The sequence below is a fragment of the Salmonella sp. 5800 genome (assembly GCF_046558195.1).
Classification (GTDB): Bacteria; Pseudomonadota; Gammaproteobacteria; order Enterobacterales; family Enterobacteriaceae; genus Salmonella; species Salmonella enterica.
On sequence record NZ_JBGDOX010000002.1, the window covers coordinates 1 to 18,193 of the forward strand.

The following is an 18,193-nucleotide window of genomic DNA, read 5'->3' on the forward strand; positions in this document are numbered from 1 at the left end:
TGGTGGGTCGTGCAGGATTCGAACCTGCGACCAATTGATTAAAAGTCAACTGCTCTACCAACTGAGCTAACGACCCACTTTTACGTTGCTTTCGAGTTGTTTAATATCCCGTGGCAACGGCGGCATATATTACTGATTTCAGATTTGAGCGCAACAAAAATTTCGACGCAGGGGGCTCAACTGCTTAGGAATCGCACGACGCGACCAGAAAAAAGGCGTTTTCTGGTCGCATGGTACGCATTACATCGCGTTAAGACGCTTTTGCGCCTGTTTCGCGCCATCAGTGCCAGGATATTTGTTAATCACCTGCTGATAAACCGCTTTCGCTTTTGCCGTATCACCTTTGTCCTGCATGATAACGCCAACTTTGTACATCGCGTCCGCAGCCTTCGGCGACTTAGGATAGTTTTTTACTACCGAGGCGAAATAATAGGCGGCATCATCTTTTTTACCCTTGTTGTAATTCAACTGGCCCAGCCAATAATTGGCGTTCGGCTGATAAGTAGAATCAGGGTATTTCTTGATGAAGTTCTGAAACGCCACAATCGCATCATCCTGGCGAGACTTATCCTGCACCAGCGCAATTGCCGCATTGTAATCGGTATTCGCATCGCCACTTTGTACCGGCGCCCCTGAGGTTGCCGTACCGGCATCCGGAGCGGAGGTCGCAGCGGTTGCCGCCCCGCTCTGGTCGCCAGCTGCTGGCTGCGCTGCGCCGCCATTATTTAAGCTCCCCAGCTGCAGCATAATTTGCTTCTGGCGCTCCATCACCTGATTCAGTTGATACTGATTTTCCTGGATTTGGCCGCGCAAAGAATCGATATCGGACTGATTATCGGAGAGCTGCTGCTGAAGTTGGGTTAAAAGCTGGCTGTGAGCGTTAGAGATACGCTCAAGTTGAGTGACGCGGTCTTCGACCGAGCCTGAGCCGACACTACTGATTGGCGCCTGAGCAAAAGCGGCCCAGGGGGCCGCTATGCCAACCAGTAACGACAGACTCAACAGGTGATGTCTGAAGTTACTGCTCATGCAATTCTCTTAGTAAACCAGTACAGCGCGACGGTTCTTAGCGTAAGCCGCTTCGTCGTGGCCCAGTACGGCAGGTTTTTCTTTACCGTAAGAAACGATGGAGATCTGGTCAGCGGAAACACCTTTACCCTGCAGGTACATTTTAACGGCGTTAGCACGACGTTCGCCCAGGGAGATGTTGTATTCAGGCGTACCACGTTCGTCCGCGTGACCTTCTACGGTGACTTTGTAAGACGGGTTGCTACGCAGGAAGTTAGCGTGCGCATCCAGCATTGCCGCGAAGTCAGAACGGATATCGTACTTGTCGAGATCGAAGTAAACGATGTTGTTCTGCTGCAGCTGCTGCATCTGCAGACGCGCTTGCTCTTCAGATGACATGTTGCCGTTGCCGTTAGCGTCCATACCAGTGCCGGCGCCGTTCAGCATGCCGCCTTCGCTACCGTCATTGCTGGCGTTCTTGTTGGAAGAACATGCCGCGATTGCCATAACAGGCAGGGCAATCATCAGGCCCTTCAGCACTTTGTTCAGTTGCATTTCTTTAATTCCTTTAGTAATCAATTAATTATTATCACAGATACGGCGACCAGGCAGGCGATTTCACCTGACCATCAGTTGCCGGAAGACGCGCTTTGAAACGCCCATCTGTAGAAACCAAATTCAGCACAGATCCCATCCCCTGAGAAGAGCTGTAGATTACCATCGTGCCGTTAGGTGCCAGACTTGGCGTTTCATCCAGGAACGTTGACGACAGAACCTGTACGCCACCCGTCACCAGATCTTGTTTGGCAATGTGCTGCTGCCCGTTATTTGAGCTTACCATTACCATAAATTTACCGTCGCTGCTGACATCCGCATCCTGGTTTTGCGAACCTTCCCAGGTAATACGCTGCGCCGCACCGCCGTTAATGTTCATTTTATACACTTGCGGACGTCCAGCCTGGTCAGAAGTAAAGGCCAGAGTCTGGCTGTCCGGGAACCAGGTCGGCTCCGTATTGTTGCTACGCCCGTCCGTTATCTGACGAATCTGACCGGAGGCGAGATCCATAACGTACAGGTTCAGACTTCCGGTTTTCGATAACGCGAACGCCAGTTTCGTCCCATCCGGCGAGAAGGCCGGCGCGCCGTTGTGACGCGGGAAGGACGCAACCTGACGCACTGCGCCGTTTGCCAGCGTCTGGATAACCAGCGCGGAGCGACCGCTTTCAAATGTCACGTAAGCCAGTTTTGAGCCGTCCGGAGACCACGCCGGAGACATCAACGGCTGCGGAGAACGGTGCACTACGAACTGATTGTAGCCATCGTAATCCGACACACGCAGTTCATACGGGAACTGACCGCCGTTAGTCTGTACCACATAGGCGATACGAGTACGGAACGCGCCCTTAATGCCCGTCAGTTTTTCAAAGACTTCGTCACTGGCAGTGTGGCCTGCATAACGCAGCCACTGCTTGTTCACTTTATAAGAGTTTTGCGCCAGTACAGTCCCCGGCGCGCCGCCAGTGTCAACCAGCTGATAAGCAACATTGTAGGAACCGTCCGGATTCGGCGTGACCTGCCCAACGACGACGGCATCAATACCCAGCGCAGACCATGCGGTAGGCTGAACTTCCTGAGCGGTGGCTGGCTGCTGCGGCAGTCGGGACCGGTCTAACGGATTAAATTTACCGCTATTGCGTAAATCTGCCGCCACGATGCCGCCGATATCTTCAGGCGCAGCGCCCGGCCCGGCCCATTTAAAAGGCACAACGCCAATCGGTCGCGCCGAGTCCACCCCCTGGGTGATCTCGATACGGACTTCTGCGTGCAGCACCGCCGCCCACAGCATCAGAAAACCAAATGCTACTCGTAATGCCTGCTTCATCATATCTCCCATACCTGGGCCTGCGACCCACGATAATTTAGCAGAATGTTAACAAACTCAAATACACAAAACCACCAGGACCAGTAACAACTCAACTGCTCCAACTTCCATAAAGAAAAGTATCTACAGTTTAAAGTCTAGTTTGGCATCCTTTATTTTCTCATAAACAGCCTGGCTTGGCGGTTTAGGAATTTTCGCGGTTTTTGCCGCCATTAACGCCGCCTGACAAAGCGCCGGATCGCCGCCCTCAGACGTAATGCTTTTTAATGAGCCATCCGGCGCCAGGCTAATATGCAAGACACATTGTTTGCCCTGATACAGGCTCGCATCATACAGACGGCTCTGAATGGCGACCTGAATCTGTTTCGCGTAGGCGCTGATATCAGCGCCTGTCGTCCCACCGTTAGCGCCCGATGTACCGCTATCTTTCGATGGCTGACCATTCCCTTTCGCGCCGCCGCCGGTTTTCGGCGCATTCTTACCCGAGCTGAGATCGCCAAGCAGATCGTCGACGCCTTCTGCGGCGGCCGCTTTTTCGGCAGCCGCTTTCTTCTTAGCGTCCGCCGCTGCTTTCGCCGCCGCGGCATCCGCTTTCTTCTTCGCCTCCGCCGCCGCTTTCGCCGCCTCGGCATCCGCTTTCTTCTTCGCCTCCGCCGCCGCTTTCGCCGCTTCGGCCTCCGCTTTCTTCTTCGCCTCCGCCGCTGCTTTCGCCGCTTCGGCCTCTGCTTTCTTCTTCGCGTCCGCCGCCGCTTTCGCCGCTTCGGCTTCCGCTTTCTTCTTCGCGTCCGCTGCCGCTTTTACCGCCTCGGCCTCTGCTTTCTTCTTCGCGTCCGCCGCCGCTTTCGCCGCCTCGGCCTCCGCTTTTTTCTTCGCGTCCGCCGCCGCTTTCGCCGCTTCTTCGGCCTGTTGCTGCTGCTGTTGCGCCAGTTTTGCCGCTTCTTCAGCCTGCTTTTGCTGCTCCTGAGCCGCTAAACGTTCTTTCTCAAGTTGTTTCAACCGCTCCTGTTCGGCAGCCTGCTTCTGCTGCAGCTCCTCTGCTTGCTGCTGTTGCAGCTTTTTACGCTCTTCTTCCGCGCGTCTGGCGCTGGCCTGTTGATCCTGCTGACGGTTGTACTGCTGCACAACGGCGCCAGGATCGACCATCACCGCGTCGATAGCGGAACCACCGCCGCCGCCGGCAGAAGCCTCTATATGCTCATCAAACGAACTCCAGATCAGCACTGCAAATAAGATGATATGCAGCACGGCTGAAATAATTATCGCCCGTTTGAGCTTGTCGTTTTGTTCGGTTGCCTTTGACACTCTCGGTTCCCAAAAAACTGTTCGCCTGTTACTCGCCGTCTTTCAAGCCAACGGGACGCAGACTTCAGATTGGCTGCGTCATTAAGCCAACCGATTTTACGCCCGCGCTGTGTAACAAGTTCAGCGCTTTAATTATTTCATCGTACGGCACCTCTTTCGCGCCGCCGATTAAAAAGACTGTTTTCGGATTAGCCTGCAGATGACGCTTTACTTCTGCGATCACCTGTTCAGACGGCAGTTGATCCATTCGATCTTTATCAACCACTACGCTGTATTGCCCTACTCCGGAAACCTCAATAATGACCGGTGGATCGTCGTTACTACTGACCGCCTGCGACTGATTCGCCTCCGGTAAGTCGACTTCCACGCTCTGGGTAATGATCGGCGCGGTTGCCATAAAGATCAGCAGCAGCACCAACAGTACGTCGAGTAGCGGTACGATATTGATTTCGGACTTAAGTTCGCGACGACCTCGTCCACGCGTTCTGGCCATGGCTTACCCCTTGTTGCTTTCGCTTACGGTAAACGCCTGGCGGTGCAGAATCGCGGTGAACTCTTCCATAAAGTTGTCGTAATTCAGTTCCAGCTTGTTCACGCGCTGATTCAGTCGGTTGTAAGCCATAACCGCAGGGATAGCGGCAAACAGACCAATCGCCGTGGCAATCAATGCTTCGGCAATACCCGGCGCAACCATTTGCAGAGTCGCCTGTTTCACCGCGCCCAGGGCGATAAACGCATGCATAATCCCCCATACGGTGCCAAACAGACCGATATAAGGACTGATAGAGCCTACCGTGCCAAGAAACGGGATATGCGTTTCCAGCGTTTCCAGCTCTCGGTTCATGGAGATGCGCATCGCACGCGACGCCCCCTCTACCACTGCCTCCGGCGCATGGCTGTTGGCGCGATGGAGCCGGACAAACTCTTTGAACCCGCTATAAAAGATTTGTTCCGAGCCCGACAGACTATCGCGTCTCCCCTGGCTTTCCTGGTACAGACGCGATAGTTCGATTCCGGACCAGAATTTATCTTCAAACGCTTCCGCCTCACGCGCAGCGGCGTTCAGGATACGCGTTCGCTGGATAATGATGGCCCAGGATGCTATTGAAAAACCAATCAAAATCAACATGATAAGTTTAACCAGAAGGCTTGCCTTCAGGAACAAATCAAGGATATTCATGTCAGTCACTGCTTAAACTCCGCGACAATAGACTTAGGAAGCGCACGAGGCTTCATTTTGAGTGGATCAACGCAAACAATCAGAACCTCTGCTTCATTTAGCAGCGTGTTCTCTGCGTTGACAATGCGTTGCGTGAAAACCAAAGCGGTGCCACGCATTGACGTAATTTCTGTTTGAACTTCAAGCATATCGTCGAGCCGCGCAGGCGCATAGTATTCCAGCGTCATCTTGCGCACCACAAAGGCGACCCGCTCCGCCAGCAGCACCTGTTGGCTGAAGTGATGGTGACGCAGCATCTCCGTGCGCGCTCTTTCATAAAAAGCGACATAGCTGGCGTGATAAACCACACCGCCGGCGTCCGTGTCTTCGTAATAAACTCGAATTGGCCATCGAAACATATACTTATTCATCCCTGCAGCCTCTTTGTTGGCGTCATCCGCTTGCCGCCGTAATGCCTCAAGAATGCCGTTGTATATCGCCTTGTATTCACTTTACATCCCGGTAATGCAACAAAAGTAGAGCTTTTAAACGTTGCTACTATACGCGTGGGAATGAGGCTTGGGAATGGGGGGAAGTTAAGGGAGAGTAAAAATATATGGGCTTATGCAAGCCCCTATATTTTTAAGGAGGTTTCTTATTCACAAGAAGAAGAAAATCAGGCCGACGATAAGGACGATATCCGCAAGGAGCGGACAAAAAATCCCTTGCCAGTGTACGGATTCAGGGCGAAAACCCACACCGTGGATTATGCCTGCGCAAACCGCCCACATCAGCAATAATCCGTGCCAGATTTCAAGCGTGCTGGTCCTGGCGGCAAACCGTGACGGGTCCCAGAACATACATCCTGCCAGCACTATCGCCATCACGAAGGAAAGCGCCCTTAAGGGGCGCTTGTCCATTACCGCATACAGTTTTGCGATAATATGGGTCATTAGCTTTCTTCTTGACCGGTTTTACCCGCTTCAACGTGCTCAAGCGCCAGGGCGGTAATGATCCCGAATGCACAGGCAAGAAGCGTTCCCAGAATCCATGCGAAATACCACATTTTAAGCTCCTTACTTAGTACAGAGAGTGGGTGTTGCTTTCAATATGTTCTTTAGTGATACGACCGAACATTTTCCAGTAACACCAGCTGGTGTAGATCAGAATGATCGGTACGAACACCGCCGCAACCCAGGTCATCAGGTTCAGCGTCATCTGGCTGGATGTCGCATCCCACATGGTCAGGCTGGCATTCATCATCGTGCTGGACGGCATCACAAACGGGAACATAGCGATACCCGCCGTCAGAATAATGCAGGCCAGGGTCAGCGAAGAGAACAGGAATGCCCACGCGCCTTTCTCCATACGGGAAGTCAGGATAGTCAGCAGCGGCAGAACCACGCCCAGAGCTGGAACCAACCACAGGATCGGAGCATTATTAAAGTTCACCAGCCAGGCGCCAGCTTCACGCGCCACTTCTTTAGTCAGCGGGTTAGAGGCGGCATGATGATCAATCGCGGATGTCACGACATAACCATCAATACCATACATTACCCAAACGCCCGCCAGCGCAAAGCACACTAATGTCACCAACGCCGCAATCTGCGAAGTGGCGCGCGCGCGCAGGTGCAGTTCGCCAACGGTACGCATTTGCAGGTAAGTCGCCCCCTGCGTGATGATCATCCCTACGCTTACGATACCCGCCAGCAGACCAAACGGGTTCAACAACTGGAAGAAGTTACCGGTGTAGTACAGACGCAGATACTCATCCACGTGGAACGGTACGCCCTGCAACAGGTTGCCAAAGGCCACGCCAATCACCAGCGGCGGCACAAAGCTACCGATGAACACGCCCCAGTCCCACATGTTGCGCCAGCGCGGGTCTTCAATCTTAGAACGGTAATCAAAACCGACCGGACGGAAGAACAAAGACGCCAGCACCAGGATCATCGCCACATAGAAACCGGAGAACGCCGCGGCGTAAACCATCGGCCAGGCAGCAAACAACGCGCCGCCCGCAGTGATCAACCACACCTGGTTACCGTCCCAGTGCGGGGCGATAGAGTTAATCATAATTCGACGTTCGGTGTCGTTACGACCGAGGAAACGGGTGAGCATCCCCACCCCCATGTCGAACCCATCGGTGACAGCGAAACCAATTAGCAAAATGCCAACCAGCAGCCACCAGATAAAACGTAGTACTTCATAATCGATCATTTGACGACTCCTGTCTTAGCGTGCCGGCTGAGAAGTCACGGTGGACTGCTCAAAGTGATAGCGACCGGTTTTCAGGCTGCTTGGGCCAAGGCGTGCAAATTTGAACATCAGGAACAATTCTGCCACCAGGAACAGGGTATACAGGCCGCAAATCAGGAACATGGAGAACAGCAGATCGCCTACGGTCAGCGATGAGTTCGCCACGGCTGTCGGCAACACTTCGCCGATCGCCCACGGCTGACGACCATACTCGGCGACGAACCAACCTGCTTCAACCGCAATCCACGGCAGTGGAATACCGTACAGCGCCGCGCGCAACAGCCATTTTTTCTCACCGATGCGGTTACGAATCACGCTCCAGAAGGAAAGTGCGATGATCGCCAGCAGCAGGAAGCCGCACGCCACCATGATACGGAAAGCGAAGTACAGCGGCGCAACGCGAGGAATGGAATCTTTCGTCGCTTGCTGGATCTGCGCTTCGGTCGCGTCAGTCACATTAGGCGTATAGCGTTTCAGCAGCAGGCCGTAACCGAGATCTTTCTTCATGCTGTTGAACTGGTCGCGAACGGCCTGGTCGGTAGAACCGGCGCGCAGCTGTTCCAGCAGTTCATAGGCTTTCATCCCGTTACGGATACGCTCTTCATGCTGAACCATGAGATCTTTCAGGCCAATAACCGGCGTGTCCACGGAACGCGTAGCGATAATACCGAGCGCATAAGGGATCTGAATCGCCAGATGGTTTTCCTGTTTGTCCTGGTCAGGAATACCGAACAGGGTAAAGGAGGCCGGAGCAGGTTGCGTTTCCCATTCGGCTTCAATCGCAGCGAGCTTGGTTTTCTGCACGTCGCCCATTTCGTAACCGGATTCGTCGCCGAGTACGATAACGGACAGTACGGCAGCCATACCGAAGCTGGCGGCAATAGCAAAGGAGCGTTTAGCAAAGGCGAAGTCACGACCTTTCAGCATGTAGTAAGCGCTGATACCGAGGATGAACATCGCGCCGGTGACATAGCCGGACGCCACAGTGTGAACAAATTTCACCTGTGCTACCGGGTTCAGCACCAGTTCAGAGAAGCTCACCATTTCCATACGCATGGTTTCGAAATTGAAATCCGCAGCGATTGGGTTTTGCATCCAGCCGTTCGCTACCAGAATCCACAACGCGGAGAGGTTGGACCCCAGAGCCACCAGCCAGGTGACGCACATATGCTGAACTTTACTCAGACGATCCCAGCCGAAGAAGAACAGACCTACAAAGGTGGATTCGAGGAAGAAGGCCATCAAACCTTCGATGGCCAGCGGCGCACCGAAGATGTCCCCAACATAGTGGGAGTAGTACGACCAGTTTGTCCCGAACTGGAACTCCATGGTCAAACCGGTAGCCACACCCAGAGCAAAGTTGATACCAAACAACTTGCCCCAGAACTTGGTCATATCTTTATAAATCTGTTTGCCGGAAAGGACGTATACCGTTTCCATAATGGCCAGCAGGAACGCCATACCGAGCGTTAGCGGCACAAACAGGAAGTGGTACATCGCGGTCAAGGCAAACTGTAAGCGCGACAGTTCGACTATATCTAACATCATGACTCCTTGCTCATCGCATGAAGACTCCGAGAGTGAACCCCGTTAGAAAGGGTCACACGCATGCCCCAATACAAATTTATTTGCGGCCTCTCATCGTACTATCCCCTCGGGAAGGAAACAGTAATGATGAAAAGTTACAAACATGTTAATAAAAAACCCAAATTGATCCCGCAAATATATTACGCCGTAAAACCCTTACAATAAACAGGTTTTTAGTGGGTCAGATTTGCTTTTTTCGACAACGATCAATTTATGGCTAATCTATCGCTTTTCAGGGAATTTGATCACGGACAATTTAACCAGTTTTGATGCTCTTTTCCAACATTTAAATATTGATTAAAATCAATTTTTGAAGTTAATGTTAATAATGTTTATTCATTGAACGCATGGTGAATTTTTTGTTAACTTTTTGTTTTTGCAAAGAGTAATTTCAAACTCCCTGTAAAAAGAGGCTTATTCGGTAAGGCTAAACATTTTGTGCGTTTTTTACTGCCCCGCATCCCGTAAAAAACATTGCACATTGATGTTCAATTATTGCTAAATAGCTCACAGATTTTTTCTGTAGGTTATCAACACTTATTATTTTATACATTTAATCTATTTTTATTTTACTTATAATTAACACCGCAAAGAAACTATCTCATTGTACACGCGCCATCATCCCACCGGGATTACCCTGCCCCAACTTCCCTTTCCCGCCGACTAACGGCCAGTATCATCTTGCCAGGTTATCGCCTTAATTATCGCTAATAAGCTTTCCAGATAGCCAGAAACAAACATTTTATTCGCTACTTTTTCTTTATTTCAATAACACCGTATTTGCCTCTCTATAATTATTATAGTGAAGATTCTGTTATCACCTTCACAGATTTACTCTTAATTTCTACGTCACTCATAGTGATAATTCTGTTTATTCGCAGCCATAAATACCCTTTAAACATGATTAATCACGAACGAATAGTGTCAATAAGTTCTTAATAATTTTTAAAGTTAACCTCTTTTAACCAGCAAAAGTTCATATGATTTATTAAACGATATCTTTAATACTTCAGGGAAATAATGCTGGTACTCTTATGATTAAAATAGCTGTTTTATTCTGCCATTAAACAAGCAGTCTGTGTAAGCGCGATACATCTGAGGAGACGTGTAGTTCGCGCTCAGGCAAACATGCGCGGCCACAGAGTCAAGCGTCAATTTACTATAGAGGTTAGCGTCAACATAGTGTAATGCTGCAATGCGTTTTTTTCATGGCGGAAAGCGCATAATCCGTCTCCAGTGAGGTCGGCAGGTCTTTCACTAAGACAGCATCTGTATTTGCTGCAAAAGAGTTAACCGGCAAACTGAGTAAATTTACTGCCGCTGCCAGACGGTTATTATCAATTATTTTCAGACTCCACCATGTTTTTTTAATGAGTCATCATTTTCCTATAGCTCAATATTTACAAAGCCAATAATTTTATATCCCGGATGCTTCACCCGTACTTTGCCACAAACAATAAAACCATAAAAAAGGCCACCGTAAAGGTGGCCAACCATGTCGAAAACGGACATTTATCTGTCCCCGCAGGAACAGCGAGTTTTATTTTATAATTGCTTTCAGCGCTTCGCCGATATCGGCCAGGCTGCGAACGGTTTTCACGCCCGCGGCTTCCAGCGCGGCGAATTTTTCATCCGCAGTGCCTTTACCACCGGCAATGATGGCGCCAGCGTGGCCCATACGTTTGCCTTTCGGCGCGGTAACGCCCGCGATATAGCCAACAACCGGCTTGGTCACGTGGTCTTTAATATAAGCAGCCGCTTCTTCTTCTGCGCTACCGCCGATCTCGCCGATCATCACGATCGCTTCAGTCTGCGAATCTTCCTGGAACAGTTTCAGGATGTCGATGAAGTTAGAGCCCGGAATCGGGTCACCGCCGATACCCACGCAGGTGGACTGGCCGAAACCGTAGTCGGTGGTCTGCTTAACCGCTTCGTAGGTCAGCGTGCCGGAACGGGAAACGATACCCACTTTACCCGGCTTATGAATGTGACCCGGCATGATGCCGATTTTGCATTCGCCCGGGGTGATCACACCTGGGCAGTTCGGGCCGATCATGCGTACGCCCGCTTCGTCCAGCTTCACTTTCACGGTCAGCATATCCAGCGTCGGAATACCTTCGGTGATGGTGATAATCAGTTTGATGCCTGCGTCGATCGCTTCCAGAATGGAGTCTTTGCAGAACGGCGCCGGCACGTAGATAACGGATGCGGTCGCACCGGTAGCTTCTACCGCTTCGCGCACGGTGTTGAACACCGGCAGACCCAGATGCGTGGTGCCGCCTTTGCCCGGCGTTACGCCGCCGACCATTTGCGTACCGTAAGCAATCGCCTGTTCGGAGTGGAAAGTCCCCTGGCTACCGGTGAAGCCCTGGCAGATAACCTTGGTATCTTTATTAATTAAAACGGACATTATTTCCCCTCCACTGCGGCAACAACCTGCTGAGCTGCATCCGTCAGACTTTTCGCTGCAATAATATTCAGGCCACTGTCAGCCAGTTTCTTCGCGCCGAGTTCGGCGTTGTTGCCTTCCAGACGCACCACCACCGGAACGTTCACGCCCACTTCTTCCACCGCGCCGATGATACCGTCGGCAATCAGGTCACAACGGACGATACCGCCGAAGATGTTAACCAGAACCGCTTTCACGTTGTCATCCGAGAGGATGATTTTAAACGCTTCGGTGACGCGCTCTTTGGTTGCGCCGCCGCCCACGTCAAGGAAGTTAGCCGGTTCGCCGCCATGCAGCTTAACGATGTCCATGGTGCCCATCGCCAGGCCCGCGCCGTTCACCATGCAACCGATGTTGCCGTCCAGCGCGACGTAGTTCAGTTCCCACTGCGCCGCCTGCGCTTCACGCGGATCTTCCTGAGACTGGTCACGCATTTCACGCAGATCCGGCTGGCGGAACAGCGCGTTGCCGTCAGCGCCCAGCTTGCCGTCGAGGCAAATCAGATCGCCCTGCTTAGTGATCACCAGCGGATTAATTTCGATTAGCGCCAGGTCGCGCTCAAGGAAAATGGTTGCCAGGCCCATAAAGATTTTGGTGAACTGCTGCACCAGTTTACCTTCCAGACCCAATTTGAACGCCAGTTCCCGTCCCTGATACGGCATCGGGCCGGTCAGCGGATCGAGCGCGACTTTATGGATCAGATGCGGGGTTTCCTCCGCAACTTTTTCGATCTCTACGCCACCTTCGGTAGACGCCATAAAGACCACGCGACGAGAACTACGGTCAACCACCGCGCCGAGGTACAGTTCTTTGCCGATGTCGGTCGCCGCTTCAACCAGAATCTGGTTTACCGGTTGGCCATTAGCGTCTGTTTGATAGGTCACCAGACGTTTGCCCAGCCAGTTTTCCGCGAAGGCGCGAATCTCTTCTTTGCTTTTTACTACCTTCACACCGCCCGCTTTGCCGCGGCCGCCAGCGTGAACCTGACATTTCACTACCCACGGGCCGGCACCGATTTTAGACGCGGCTTCTTCGGCTTCACGCGGAGTAGTACAGGCATAACCCACCGGCGCCGGTAAGCCATAGCGGGCAAAAAGTTGTTTTGCCTGATATTCATGTAAGTTCATGTGTTCTGTCCATCCTTCAGGTAATCGTTATCTTTAGACCTGTAGGCCTGAAAGCTGCGCGCCATCAGGCATTACACCATCGCCGGATGGCGGCGTGAACGCCTTATCCGGCCTACAGGTAGCAGGTGATGCTCTTGCTGACTACACGTCCAACAGCAGACGGGTCGGATCTTCCAGCAACTCTTTGATGGTGACCAGGAAGCCCACGGATTCACGACCATCGATCAGGCGATGATCGTAAGAGAGCGCCAGGTACATCATCGGCAGGATTTCCACCTTGCCATCCACCGCCATCGGCCTGTCTTTAATAGCATGCATTCCCAGAATCGCGCTCTGCGGCGGGTTGATGATCGGGGTAGACATCAGCGAACCGAATACGCCGCCGTTGGTAATGGTAAAGTTACCACCGGTCAGGTCTTCTACGGTCAGCTTGCCGTCGCGGCCTTTGACAGCCAGTTCTTTAATTTTTTTCTCGATGTCAGCCATGCCCAGCGTATCCACGTCACGCAGAACCGGGGTTACCAGGCCGCGCGGCGTAGACACCGCCATGCTCACATCAAAGTAGTTGTGGTACACCACGTCATCGCCGTCGATAGAGGCGTTCACTTCCGGATAACGCTTCAGCGCTTCCACTACCGCTTTCACGTAGAAGGACATAAAGCCCAGGCGGATACCATGACGTTTTTCAAACACTTCGCCATACTGCTTACGCAAATCCATAATCGGCTTCATGTTGACTTCATTGAAGGTCGTCAGCATGGCGGTGGAATTTTTCGCTTCCAGCAGACGCTCGGCCACGCGCTTACGCAGGCGGGTCATTGGCACGCGTTTTTCGCCGCGCGCGCCCAGAGCGGGTTGTGCTGCAGGTTCAACAGCGGGTGCTTTAGACTCGCCTTTCGCCAGATGTTTTTCCACATCTTCACGGGTCAGACGCCCACCCACACCAGTGCCTTTAATGGCGCTGGCTTCCAGATTGTGTTCAGCCAGCAGGCGACGGATCGCCGGGCTGAGCGCATCGTTGTTTTGTTCTTCCAGCGACGCCTGCTGGCGCTGTGCCGGCGTAGACGCTTTCTCTTCAGATTTCGCGCTGGTCTCTTTACCCGCGCTGTTGCCTTCACGCAGGCGACCCAGGATCTGGCGAGAGGTGACAGTCGTCCCCTCTTCTTCCAGAACCGCATCCAGAATGCCGTCCGCTGATGCCGGTACTTCCAGTACCACTTTGTCAGTTTCGATTTCTACCAGCACTTCGTCACGAACAACCGCATCGCCCGGTTTTTTATGCCAGGTGGCGACGGTCGCGTCCGCTACGGACTCAGGCAGGTCGGGAACAAGAATATCTACGCTACTCATTATTTATCCTTTATTTAATCGACGTTCAGCGCGTCATTAACCAGATCTTGTTGCTGTTTCTGGTGAACGGACATATACCCTACCGCCGGAGAGGCGGAGGCCGGGCGACCTGCATAACGCAGAGCGGCCCCAAACGGAATCACTTCACGGAAATGATGCTGGCTGCAGTACCATGCGCCCTGGTTGAGCGGCTCTTCCTGGCACCAGACAAAATCATGGACGTGAGCGTATGGTTGCAGCGCTTCCTGCACCGCTTTATGCGGGAACGGATAGAGCTGTTCGATGCGCACGATAGCGACATCTTTCTGGTCGTTTTTGCGACGTTGTTCCAGCAGGTCGTAATAAACCTTACCAGAACACATTACCACGCGTTTTACGGCTTTAGGGTCCAGCTCGTCAATTTCGCCAATGGCCGGCTGGAAGGAACCGTTCGCCAGTTCATCAAGCGTGGAAACCGCCAGCGGGTGACGCAGCAACGATTTCGGCGACATCACCACCAGCGGACGACGCATCCCGCGCAGCGCCTGACGGCGCAGCATATGGTAGACCTGCGCCGGGGTGGACGGCACGCAAACCTGCATATTCTGCTCGGCGCAAAGTTGCAGATAACGTTCCAGACGCGCGGAGGAGTGCTCCGGGCCCTGCCCTTCATAGCCATGCGGCAACAGCATCACCAGACCGCACATCCGGCCCCATTTCTGCTCGCCGGAGGAGATGAACTGGTCAATCACTACCTGCGCGCCGTTGGCAAAATCGCCAAACTGCGCTTCCCAGATAGTCAGGGTACGTGGTTCCGCCGTGGCATAACCGTATTCAAAAGCCAGTACCGCTTCTTCAGACAGCACGGAGTCCCAGACTTTAAACTGTCCCTGACCGCTGTGAATATGCTGCAACGGCGTATACGTTGAGCCATTCGTCTGGTTGTGGATCACCGCATGACGATGGAAGAAGGTGCCGCGACCGGAGTCTTCCCCGGACAGGCGCACCGGAATGCCTTCATCGACCAGCGTGGCGTAAGCCAGATTTTCCGCGCCGCCCCAGTCAAACAATTTCTCGCCTGCCGCCATTGCCTGACGGTCGCCATAAATTTTCGCCACGCGAGACTGCATTTCAATGGCTTCCGGCACGGTGCTGATACGTTTTGCCAGCTCCTGCAGGCGCTTCATTTCTACCTTGTTCGGGTATGCTTCATCCCATTCGTGGTTTAGATACGGCGACCAGGTGAACGAGTGCATATTCATTGGACGCCACTCTTTCACCACGCATTCGCCTGCATCCAGCGCATCGCGATAGAGGTTGACCATTTCAGTAGCATCTTCCAGCGTTGCGACCTTATCAGCTTCCAGTTTGTCGGCGTAGATTTTACGCGGCGTCGGATGCTTTTTGATTTTCTGGTACATCAGCGGCTGGGTTGCGCTTGGCTCGTCGGCTTCGTTGTGGCCGTGACGGCGGTAGCACACCAGATCGATGAACACATCGCGTTTAAAGGTATTACGGAAGTCCAGCGCCAGACGGGTCACAAAAGCGACGGCTTCCGGATCGTCCGCATTGACGTGGAAAATCGGCGCCTGGACCATTTTACCGATATCGGTGCAGTAAGGCGTTGAACGCGCATCCAGTGGGTTAGAGGTGGTGAAGCCCACCTGGTTGTTGATAACGATACGTACCGTACCGCCCACTTCGTAACCGCGCGCTTTCGACATGTTCAGAGTTTCCTGAACCACGCCCTGGCCGGTCACCGCGGCGTCGCCGTGAATAGTGATCGGCAACACTTTGTTGCTGCTCGGTTCGTCCAGTCGGTCCAGACGGGCACGCACGGAGCCCATCACCACCGGGCTCACAATTTCCAGATGCGATGGGTTAAACGCCAGCGCCAGGTGAACCAGACCGCCTTCGGTTTCGATATCTGACGAGAAGCCCATGTGATACTTCACGTCGCCGGTACCCAGATGTTCTTTATGCTTACCGGCAAACTCGTCGAACAGATCCTGCGGTTTTTTACCCAGTACGTTGATCAGCACGTTCAGGCGACCGCGGTGCGCCATCCCCAGCACCACTTCGCGAGTGCCGCTGTTACCCGCATGGCGAACCATCTCTTTCAGCATGGGTATCAGCGCATCTCCCCCCTCGAGCGAGAAACGTTTCGCACCCGGGAATTTGGCGCCCAGATAACGTTCCAGCCCTTCAGCGGCGGTCAGTTCGTTCAGGAAACGTTTTTTCTCGTCAGCGCTAAAGGCCGCACGACCGGATTCGATGCGCTGTTGGATCCAGCGTTTCTCTTCGGTGCTGGTGATGTGCATATACTCAGCGCCAATCGGGCCGCAGTAGGTCTGTTTGAGCGCGTCGAGCAGCTCGCCCAGCTTCATCGTCTCTTTGCCGCTGGCAAAGGAGCCGACATTGAAGGTTTCCTGGAAATCGGCCTCGGTCAAATCATGGAAAGAAGGATCGAGATCCGCCACGCGTTCTTGTTTCCACAGTCCCAGCGGATCGAGGTTTGCATGCTGATGACCACGGAAACGATAAGCGTTGATAAGCTGCAGGACTTTAACCTGCTTCACATTGGTGTCAGGGTCGGAAATCGTAGAAGAGTGACGTGAGCCAGCCAACGCCTGCCGCCGGAAATATTCACGTGTTTTTGAATGGAGTTGATCCGGTTTGACTCCGGTACCAGGTAACTGCTGGAACGTCAAACGCCAGTTAGCGTCTACCGAGTCAGGATCGGTTAAGAAGTCTTCATAGAGCTGTTCTATCCAGCTCTGATTCGAACCAGAGAGGTAAGAAGAGTCCAACCAGGCTTTCAAAGCGCTGTTCTGCATCGTGATCCCTTAAGCATCTTTTCTGCTTATTTAATACTCTAAATAGGTCACGTTTCAGGAAGGCGGCAAGCTTGCGAATCCCTGGGAGCTTACATCCAGTAAGTGACCGGGGTGAGCAAGTGCAGCCAACGCACATGCAACGTGAACTATGACGAGTATTTCGCCGTGGATACTAACCACGCATACGCTGTATGCGTGCCGGGGTTCACTTGTTGCGGACTGTCGTGTCATCTGCGTCCGCTAAGGAACCTTTAAAAACTGTCTAATAATCTTCGCTGTTCAGGCTACGACTGCGTTGCGGCCTTCGCTCACTCCAGTCACATAGTTAACTATGCTCCCGAAGATTCGTTCAGACCGCGCCTTGTCTCGCTCTGAACATCTCGATTATTACTAATCATATGGCAGTTTTTAGAGGTTTCCTGCACTTCTATTGCCCGATGGCGCCTGGCTTATCAGGCCTACAGAATACGTAACCCGTAGGCCGGATAAGACGGTACGTCGCCATCCGGCAACCACTACAACTACTTATGCGCTACGCTGCAACAGCATCGACTTAATATGGCCGATAGCGCGCGTCGGGTTTAGTCCCTTAGGACATACACTGACGCAGTTCATAATGCTGTGACAGCGGAATACGCTGAATGCATCGCTCATCCCTTCCAGACGACTATCGGTCTCGGTATCACGACTATCGATCAGGAATCGATACGCCGCGAGCAGACCCGCCGGACCGATAAACTTATCCGGGTTCCACCAGAATGACGGACAGGATGTTGAGCAACAGGCGCAAAGAATACATTCATACAGCCCATCGAGTTTTTCACGCTGCTCCGGCATCTGCAGATGCTCACGAGCCGGTGGATTTTGCCCATTATTCAATAAGTAAGGCTTAATCTTCTCATATTGTGCGTAGAATTGCCCCATGTCTACCACCAAATCGCGGATCACCGGCAAACCGGGCAGCGGGCGAATCACAATCTTCTTACCCGGCTGAGTCAGCGCCGAAATAGGGGTAATACAGGCCAGACCATTCTTACCGTTCATATTCAAACCATCAGAACCGCACACACCTTCGCGGCAGGAACGGCGGAAAGAAAGGCTGGGATCTTTTTCTTTAAGCTGGATTAACGCATCCAGCAGCATCATGTCGCGCCCTTCTTCGCCTTCCAGGGTGTAATCCTGCATACGCGGAGCGTTATCGACATCCGGGTTATAACGATAAATCGAAAATTCGAGTTTCATCATCCTGTCTCC

Annotated in this window: 16 protein-coding genes and 1 tRNA gene; all 17 read right to left on the reverse strand. The window is 52.7% G+C overall.

The window, feature by feature from the left end; all coding sequences use genetic code 11:
* A tRNA-Lys gene (locus ACLJZ5_RS04995) sits at positions 1 to 76 on the reverse strand.
* Positions 77 to 240: 164 nt separating this feature from the next.
* On the reverse strand, positions 241 to 1,029 hold the full coding sequence (cpoB, locus tag ACLJZ5_RS05000; RefSeq protein WP_000097551.1) for a cell division protein CpoB: 789 nt from the start codon (positions 1,027 to 1,029) through the stop codon (positions 241 to 243).
* A gap of 9 nt (positions 1,030 to 1,038) precedes the next feature.
* The gene (pal, locus tag ACLJZ5_RS05005) at positions 1,039 to 1,563 is read right to left on the reverse strand and encodes a peptidoglycan-associated lipoprotein Pal (RefSeq protein WP_001176621.1); all 525 of its coding nucleotides are present in this window, start codon (positions 1,561 to 1,563) and stop codon (positions 1,039 to 1,041) included.
* A gap of 34 nt (positions 1,564 to 1,597) precedes the next feature.
* Entirely contained in the window at positions 1,598 to 2,890 is a 1,293-nt protein-coding gene (gene tolB, locus ACLJZ5_RS05010) for a Tol-Pal system beta propeller repeat protein TolB (RefSeq protein ID WP_001562341.1), read from the reverse strand.
* Between the two features lie 123 nt (positions 2,891 to 3,013).
* Positions 3,014 to 4,192 carry a cell envelope integrity protein TolA gene (gene tolA, locus ACLJZ5_RS05015; protein WP_023136707.1) on the reverse strand — a complete coding sequence of 393 codons (1,179 nt, stop codon included), beginning with the start codon at positions 4,190 to 4,192 and terminating at the stop codon, positions 3,014 to 3,016.
* Between the two features lie 64 nt (positions 4,193 to 4,256).
* Positions 4,257 to 4,685 (reverse strand): colicin uptake protein TolR, encoded by a 429-nt coding sequence (tolR, locus tag ACLJZ5_RS05020; protein WP_000124676.1) that lies wholly within the window; start codon positions 4,683 to 4,685, stop codon positions 4,257 to 4,259.
* A 3-nt stretch (positions 4,686 to 4,688) separates the two neighbouring features.
* Positions 4,689 to 5,381: a Tol-Pal system protein TolQ gene (gene tolQ, locus ACLJZ5_RS05025; RefSeq protein ID WP_000131318.1), complete on the reverse strand. Its 693-nt coding sequence runs from the start codon at positions 5,379 to 5,381 to the stop codon at positions 4,689 to 4,691.
* On the reverse strand, positions 5,378 to 5,782 hold the full coding sequence (gene ybgC / locus ACLJZ5_RS05030) for a tol-pal system-associated acyl-CoA thioesterase (RefSeq protein ID WP_001046240.1): 405 nt from the start codon (positions 5,780 to 5,782) through the stop codon (positions 5,378 to 5,380). The genes tolQ and ybgC overlap by 4 nt, the downstream gene beginning before the upstream one ends.
* Positions 5,783 to 6,010: 228 nt before the next feature.
* Positions 6,011 to 6,304: a cyd operon protein YbgE gene (gene ybgE, locus ACLJZ5_RS05035; RefSeq protein WP_000148790.1), complete on the reverse strand. Its 294-nt coding sequence runs from the start codon at positions 6,302 to 6,304 to the stop codon at positions 6,011 to 6,013.
* Positions 6,304 to 6,417, reverse strand: coding sequence for a cytochrome bd-I oxidase subunit CydX (gene cydX / locus ACLJZ5_RS05040; protein WP_000270278.1), 114 nt, complete (start codon positions 6,415 to 6,417; stop codon positions 6,304 to 6,306). Before cydX ends, ybgE begins: the two co-directional genes overlap by 1 nt.
* A gap of 14 nt (positions 6,418 to 6,431) precedes the next feature.
* Positions 6,432 to 7,571, reverse strand: a complete 1,140-nt coding sequence (gene cydB, locus ACLJZ5_RS05045; protein WP_000568258.1) for a cytochrome d ubiquinol oxidase subunit II — start codon at positions 7,569 to 7,571, stop codon at positions 6,432 to 6,434.
* Between the two features lie 15 nt (positions 7,572 to 7,586).
* The gene (cydA, locus tag ACLJZ5_RS05050; RefSeq protein ID WP_000884369.1) at positions 7,587 to 9,155 is read right to left on the reverse strand and encodes a cytochrome ubiquinol oxidase subunit I; all 1,569 of its coding nucleotides are present in this window, start codon (positions 9,153 to 9,155) and stop codon (positions 7,587 to 7,589) included.
* Positions 9,156 to 10,737: 1,582 nt separating this feature from the next.
* The gene (sucD, locus tag ACLJZ5_RS05055; protein WP_024798276.1) at positions 10,738 to 11,607 is read right to left on the reverse strand and encodes a succinate--CoA ligase subunit alpha; all 870 of its coding nucleotides are present in this window, start codon (positions 11,605 to 11,607) and stop codon (positions 10,738 to 10,740) included.
* Positions 11,607 to 12,773 (reverse strand): ADP-forming succinate--CoA ligase subunit beta, encoded by a 1,167-nt coding sequence (sucC, locus tag ACLJZ5_RS05060; protein WP_001048590.1) that lies wholly within the window; start codon positions 12,771 to 12,773, stop codon positions 11,607 to 11,609. Before sucC ends, sucD begins: the two co-directional genes overlap by 1 nt.
* 141 nt (positions 12,774 to 12,914) lie before the next feature.
* On the reverse strand, positions 12,915 to 14,123 hold the full coding sequence (gene odhB / locus ACLJZ5_RS05065) for a 2-oxoglutarate dehydrogenase complex dihydrolipoyllysine-residue succinyltransferase (RefSeq protein WP_000099858.1): 1,209 nt from the start codon (positions 14,121 to 14,123) through the stop codon (positions 12,915 to 12,917).
* Between the two features lie 14 nt (positions 14,124 to 14,137).
* Positions 14,138 to 16,939, reverse strand: coding sequence for a 2-oxoglutarate dehydrogenase E1 component (gene sucA, locus ACLJZ5_RS05070; protein WP_001181500.1), 2,802 nt, complete (start codon positions 16,937 to 16,939; stop codon positions 14,138 to 14,140).
* Positions 16,940 to 17,464: 525 nt separating this feature from the next.
* On the reverse strand, positions 17,465 to 18,181 hold the full coding sequence (sdhB, locus tag ACLJZ5_RS05075) for a succinate dehydrogenase iron-sulfur subunit SdhB (protein ID WP_001537859.1): 717 nt from the start codon (positions 18,179 to 18,181) through the stop codon (positions 17,465 to 17,467).
* Positions 18,182 to 18,193: the final 12 nt, after the last annotated feature.

Coding starts and splice junctions, on each gene's coding strand:
- sucA (WP_001181500.1), bottom strand. CDS start 16,939: ATGCAGAACAGCGCTTTGAAAGCCTGGTTGGACTCTTCTTACCTCTCT.
- cydB (WP_000568258.1), bottom strand. CDS start 7,571: ATGATCGATTATGAAGTACTACGTTTTATCTGGTGGCTGCTGGTTGGC.
- sucD (WP_024798276.1), bottom strand. CDS start 11,607: ATGTCCGTTTTAATTAATAAAGATACCAAGGTTATCTGCCAGGGCTTC.
- cydX (WP_000270278.1), bottom strand. CDS start 6,417: ATGTGGTATTTCGCATGGATTCTGGGAACGCTTCTTGCCTGTGCATTC.
- pal (WP_001176621.1), bottom strand. CDS start 1,563: ATGCAACTGAACAAAGTGCTGAAGGGCCTGATGATTGCCCTGCCTGTT.
- cpoB (WP_000097551.1), bottom strand. CDS start 1,029: ATGAGCAGTAACTTCAGACATCACCTGTTGAGTCTGTCGTTACTGGTT.
- ybgC (WP_001046240.1), bottom strand. CDS start 5,782: ATGAATAAGTATATGTTTCGATGGCCAATTCGAGTTTATTACGAAGAC.
- tolR (WP_000124676.1), bottom strand. CDS start 4,685: ATGGCCAGAACGCGTGGACGAGGTCGTCGCGAACTTAAGTCCGAAATC.
- ybgE (WP_000148790.1), bottom strand. CDS start 6,304: ATGACCCATATTATCGCAAAACTGTATGCGGTAATGGACAAGCGCCCC.
- sucC (WP_001048590.1), bottom strand. CDS start 12,773: ATGAACTTACATGAATATCAGGCAAAACAACTTTTTGCCCGCTATGGC.
- cydA (WP_000884369.1), bottom strand. CDS start 9,155: ATGTTAGATATAGTCGAACTGTCGCGCTTACAGTTTGCCTTGACCGCG.
- sdhB (WP_001537859.1), bottom strand. CDS start 18,181: ATGAAACTCGAATTTTCGATTTATCGTTATAACCCGGATGTCGATAAC.
- tolB (WP_001562341.1), bottom strand. CDS start 2,890: ATGAAGCAGGCATTACGAGTAGCATTTGGTTTTCTGATGCTGTGGGCG.
- odhB (WP_000099858.1), bottom strand. CDS start 14,123: ATGAGTAGCGTAGATATTCTTGTTCCCGACCTGCCTGAGTCCGTAGCG.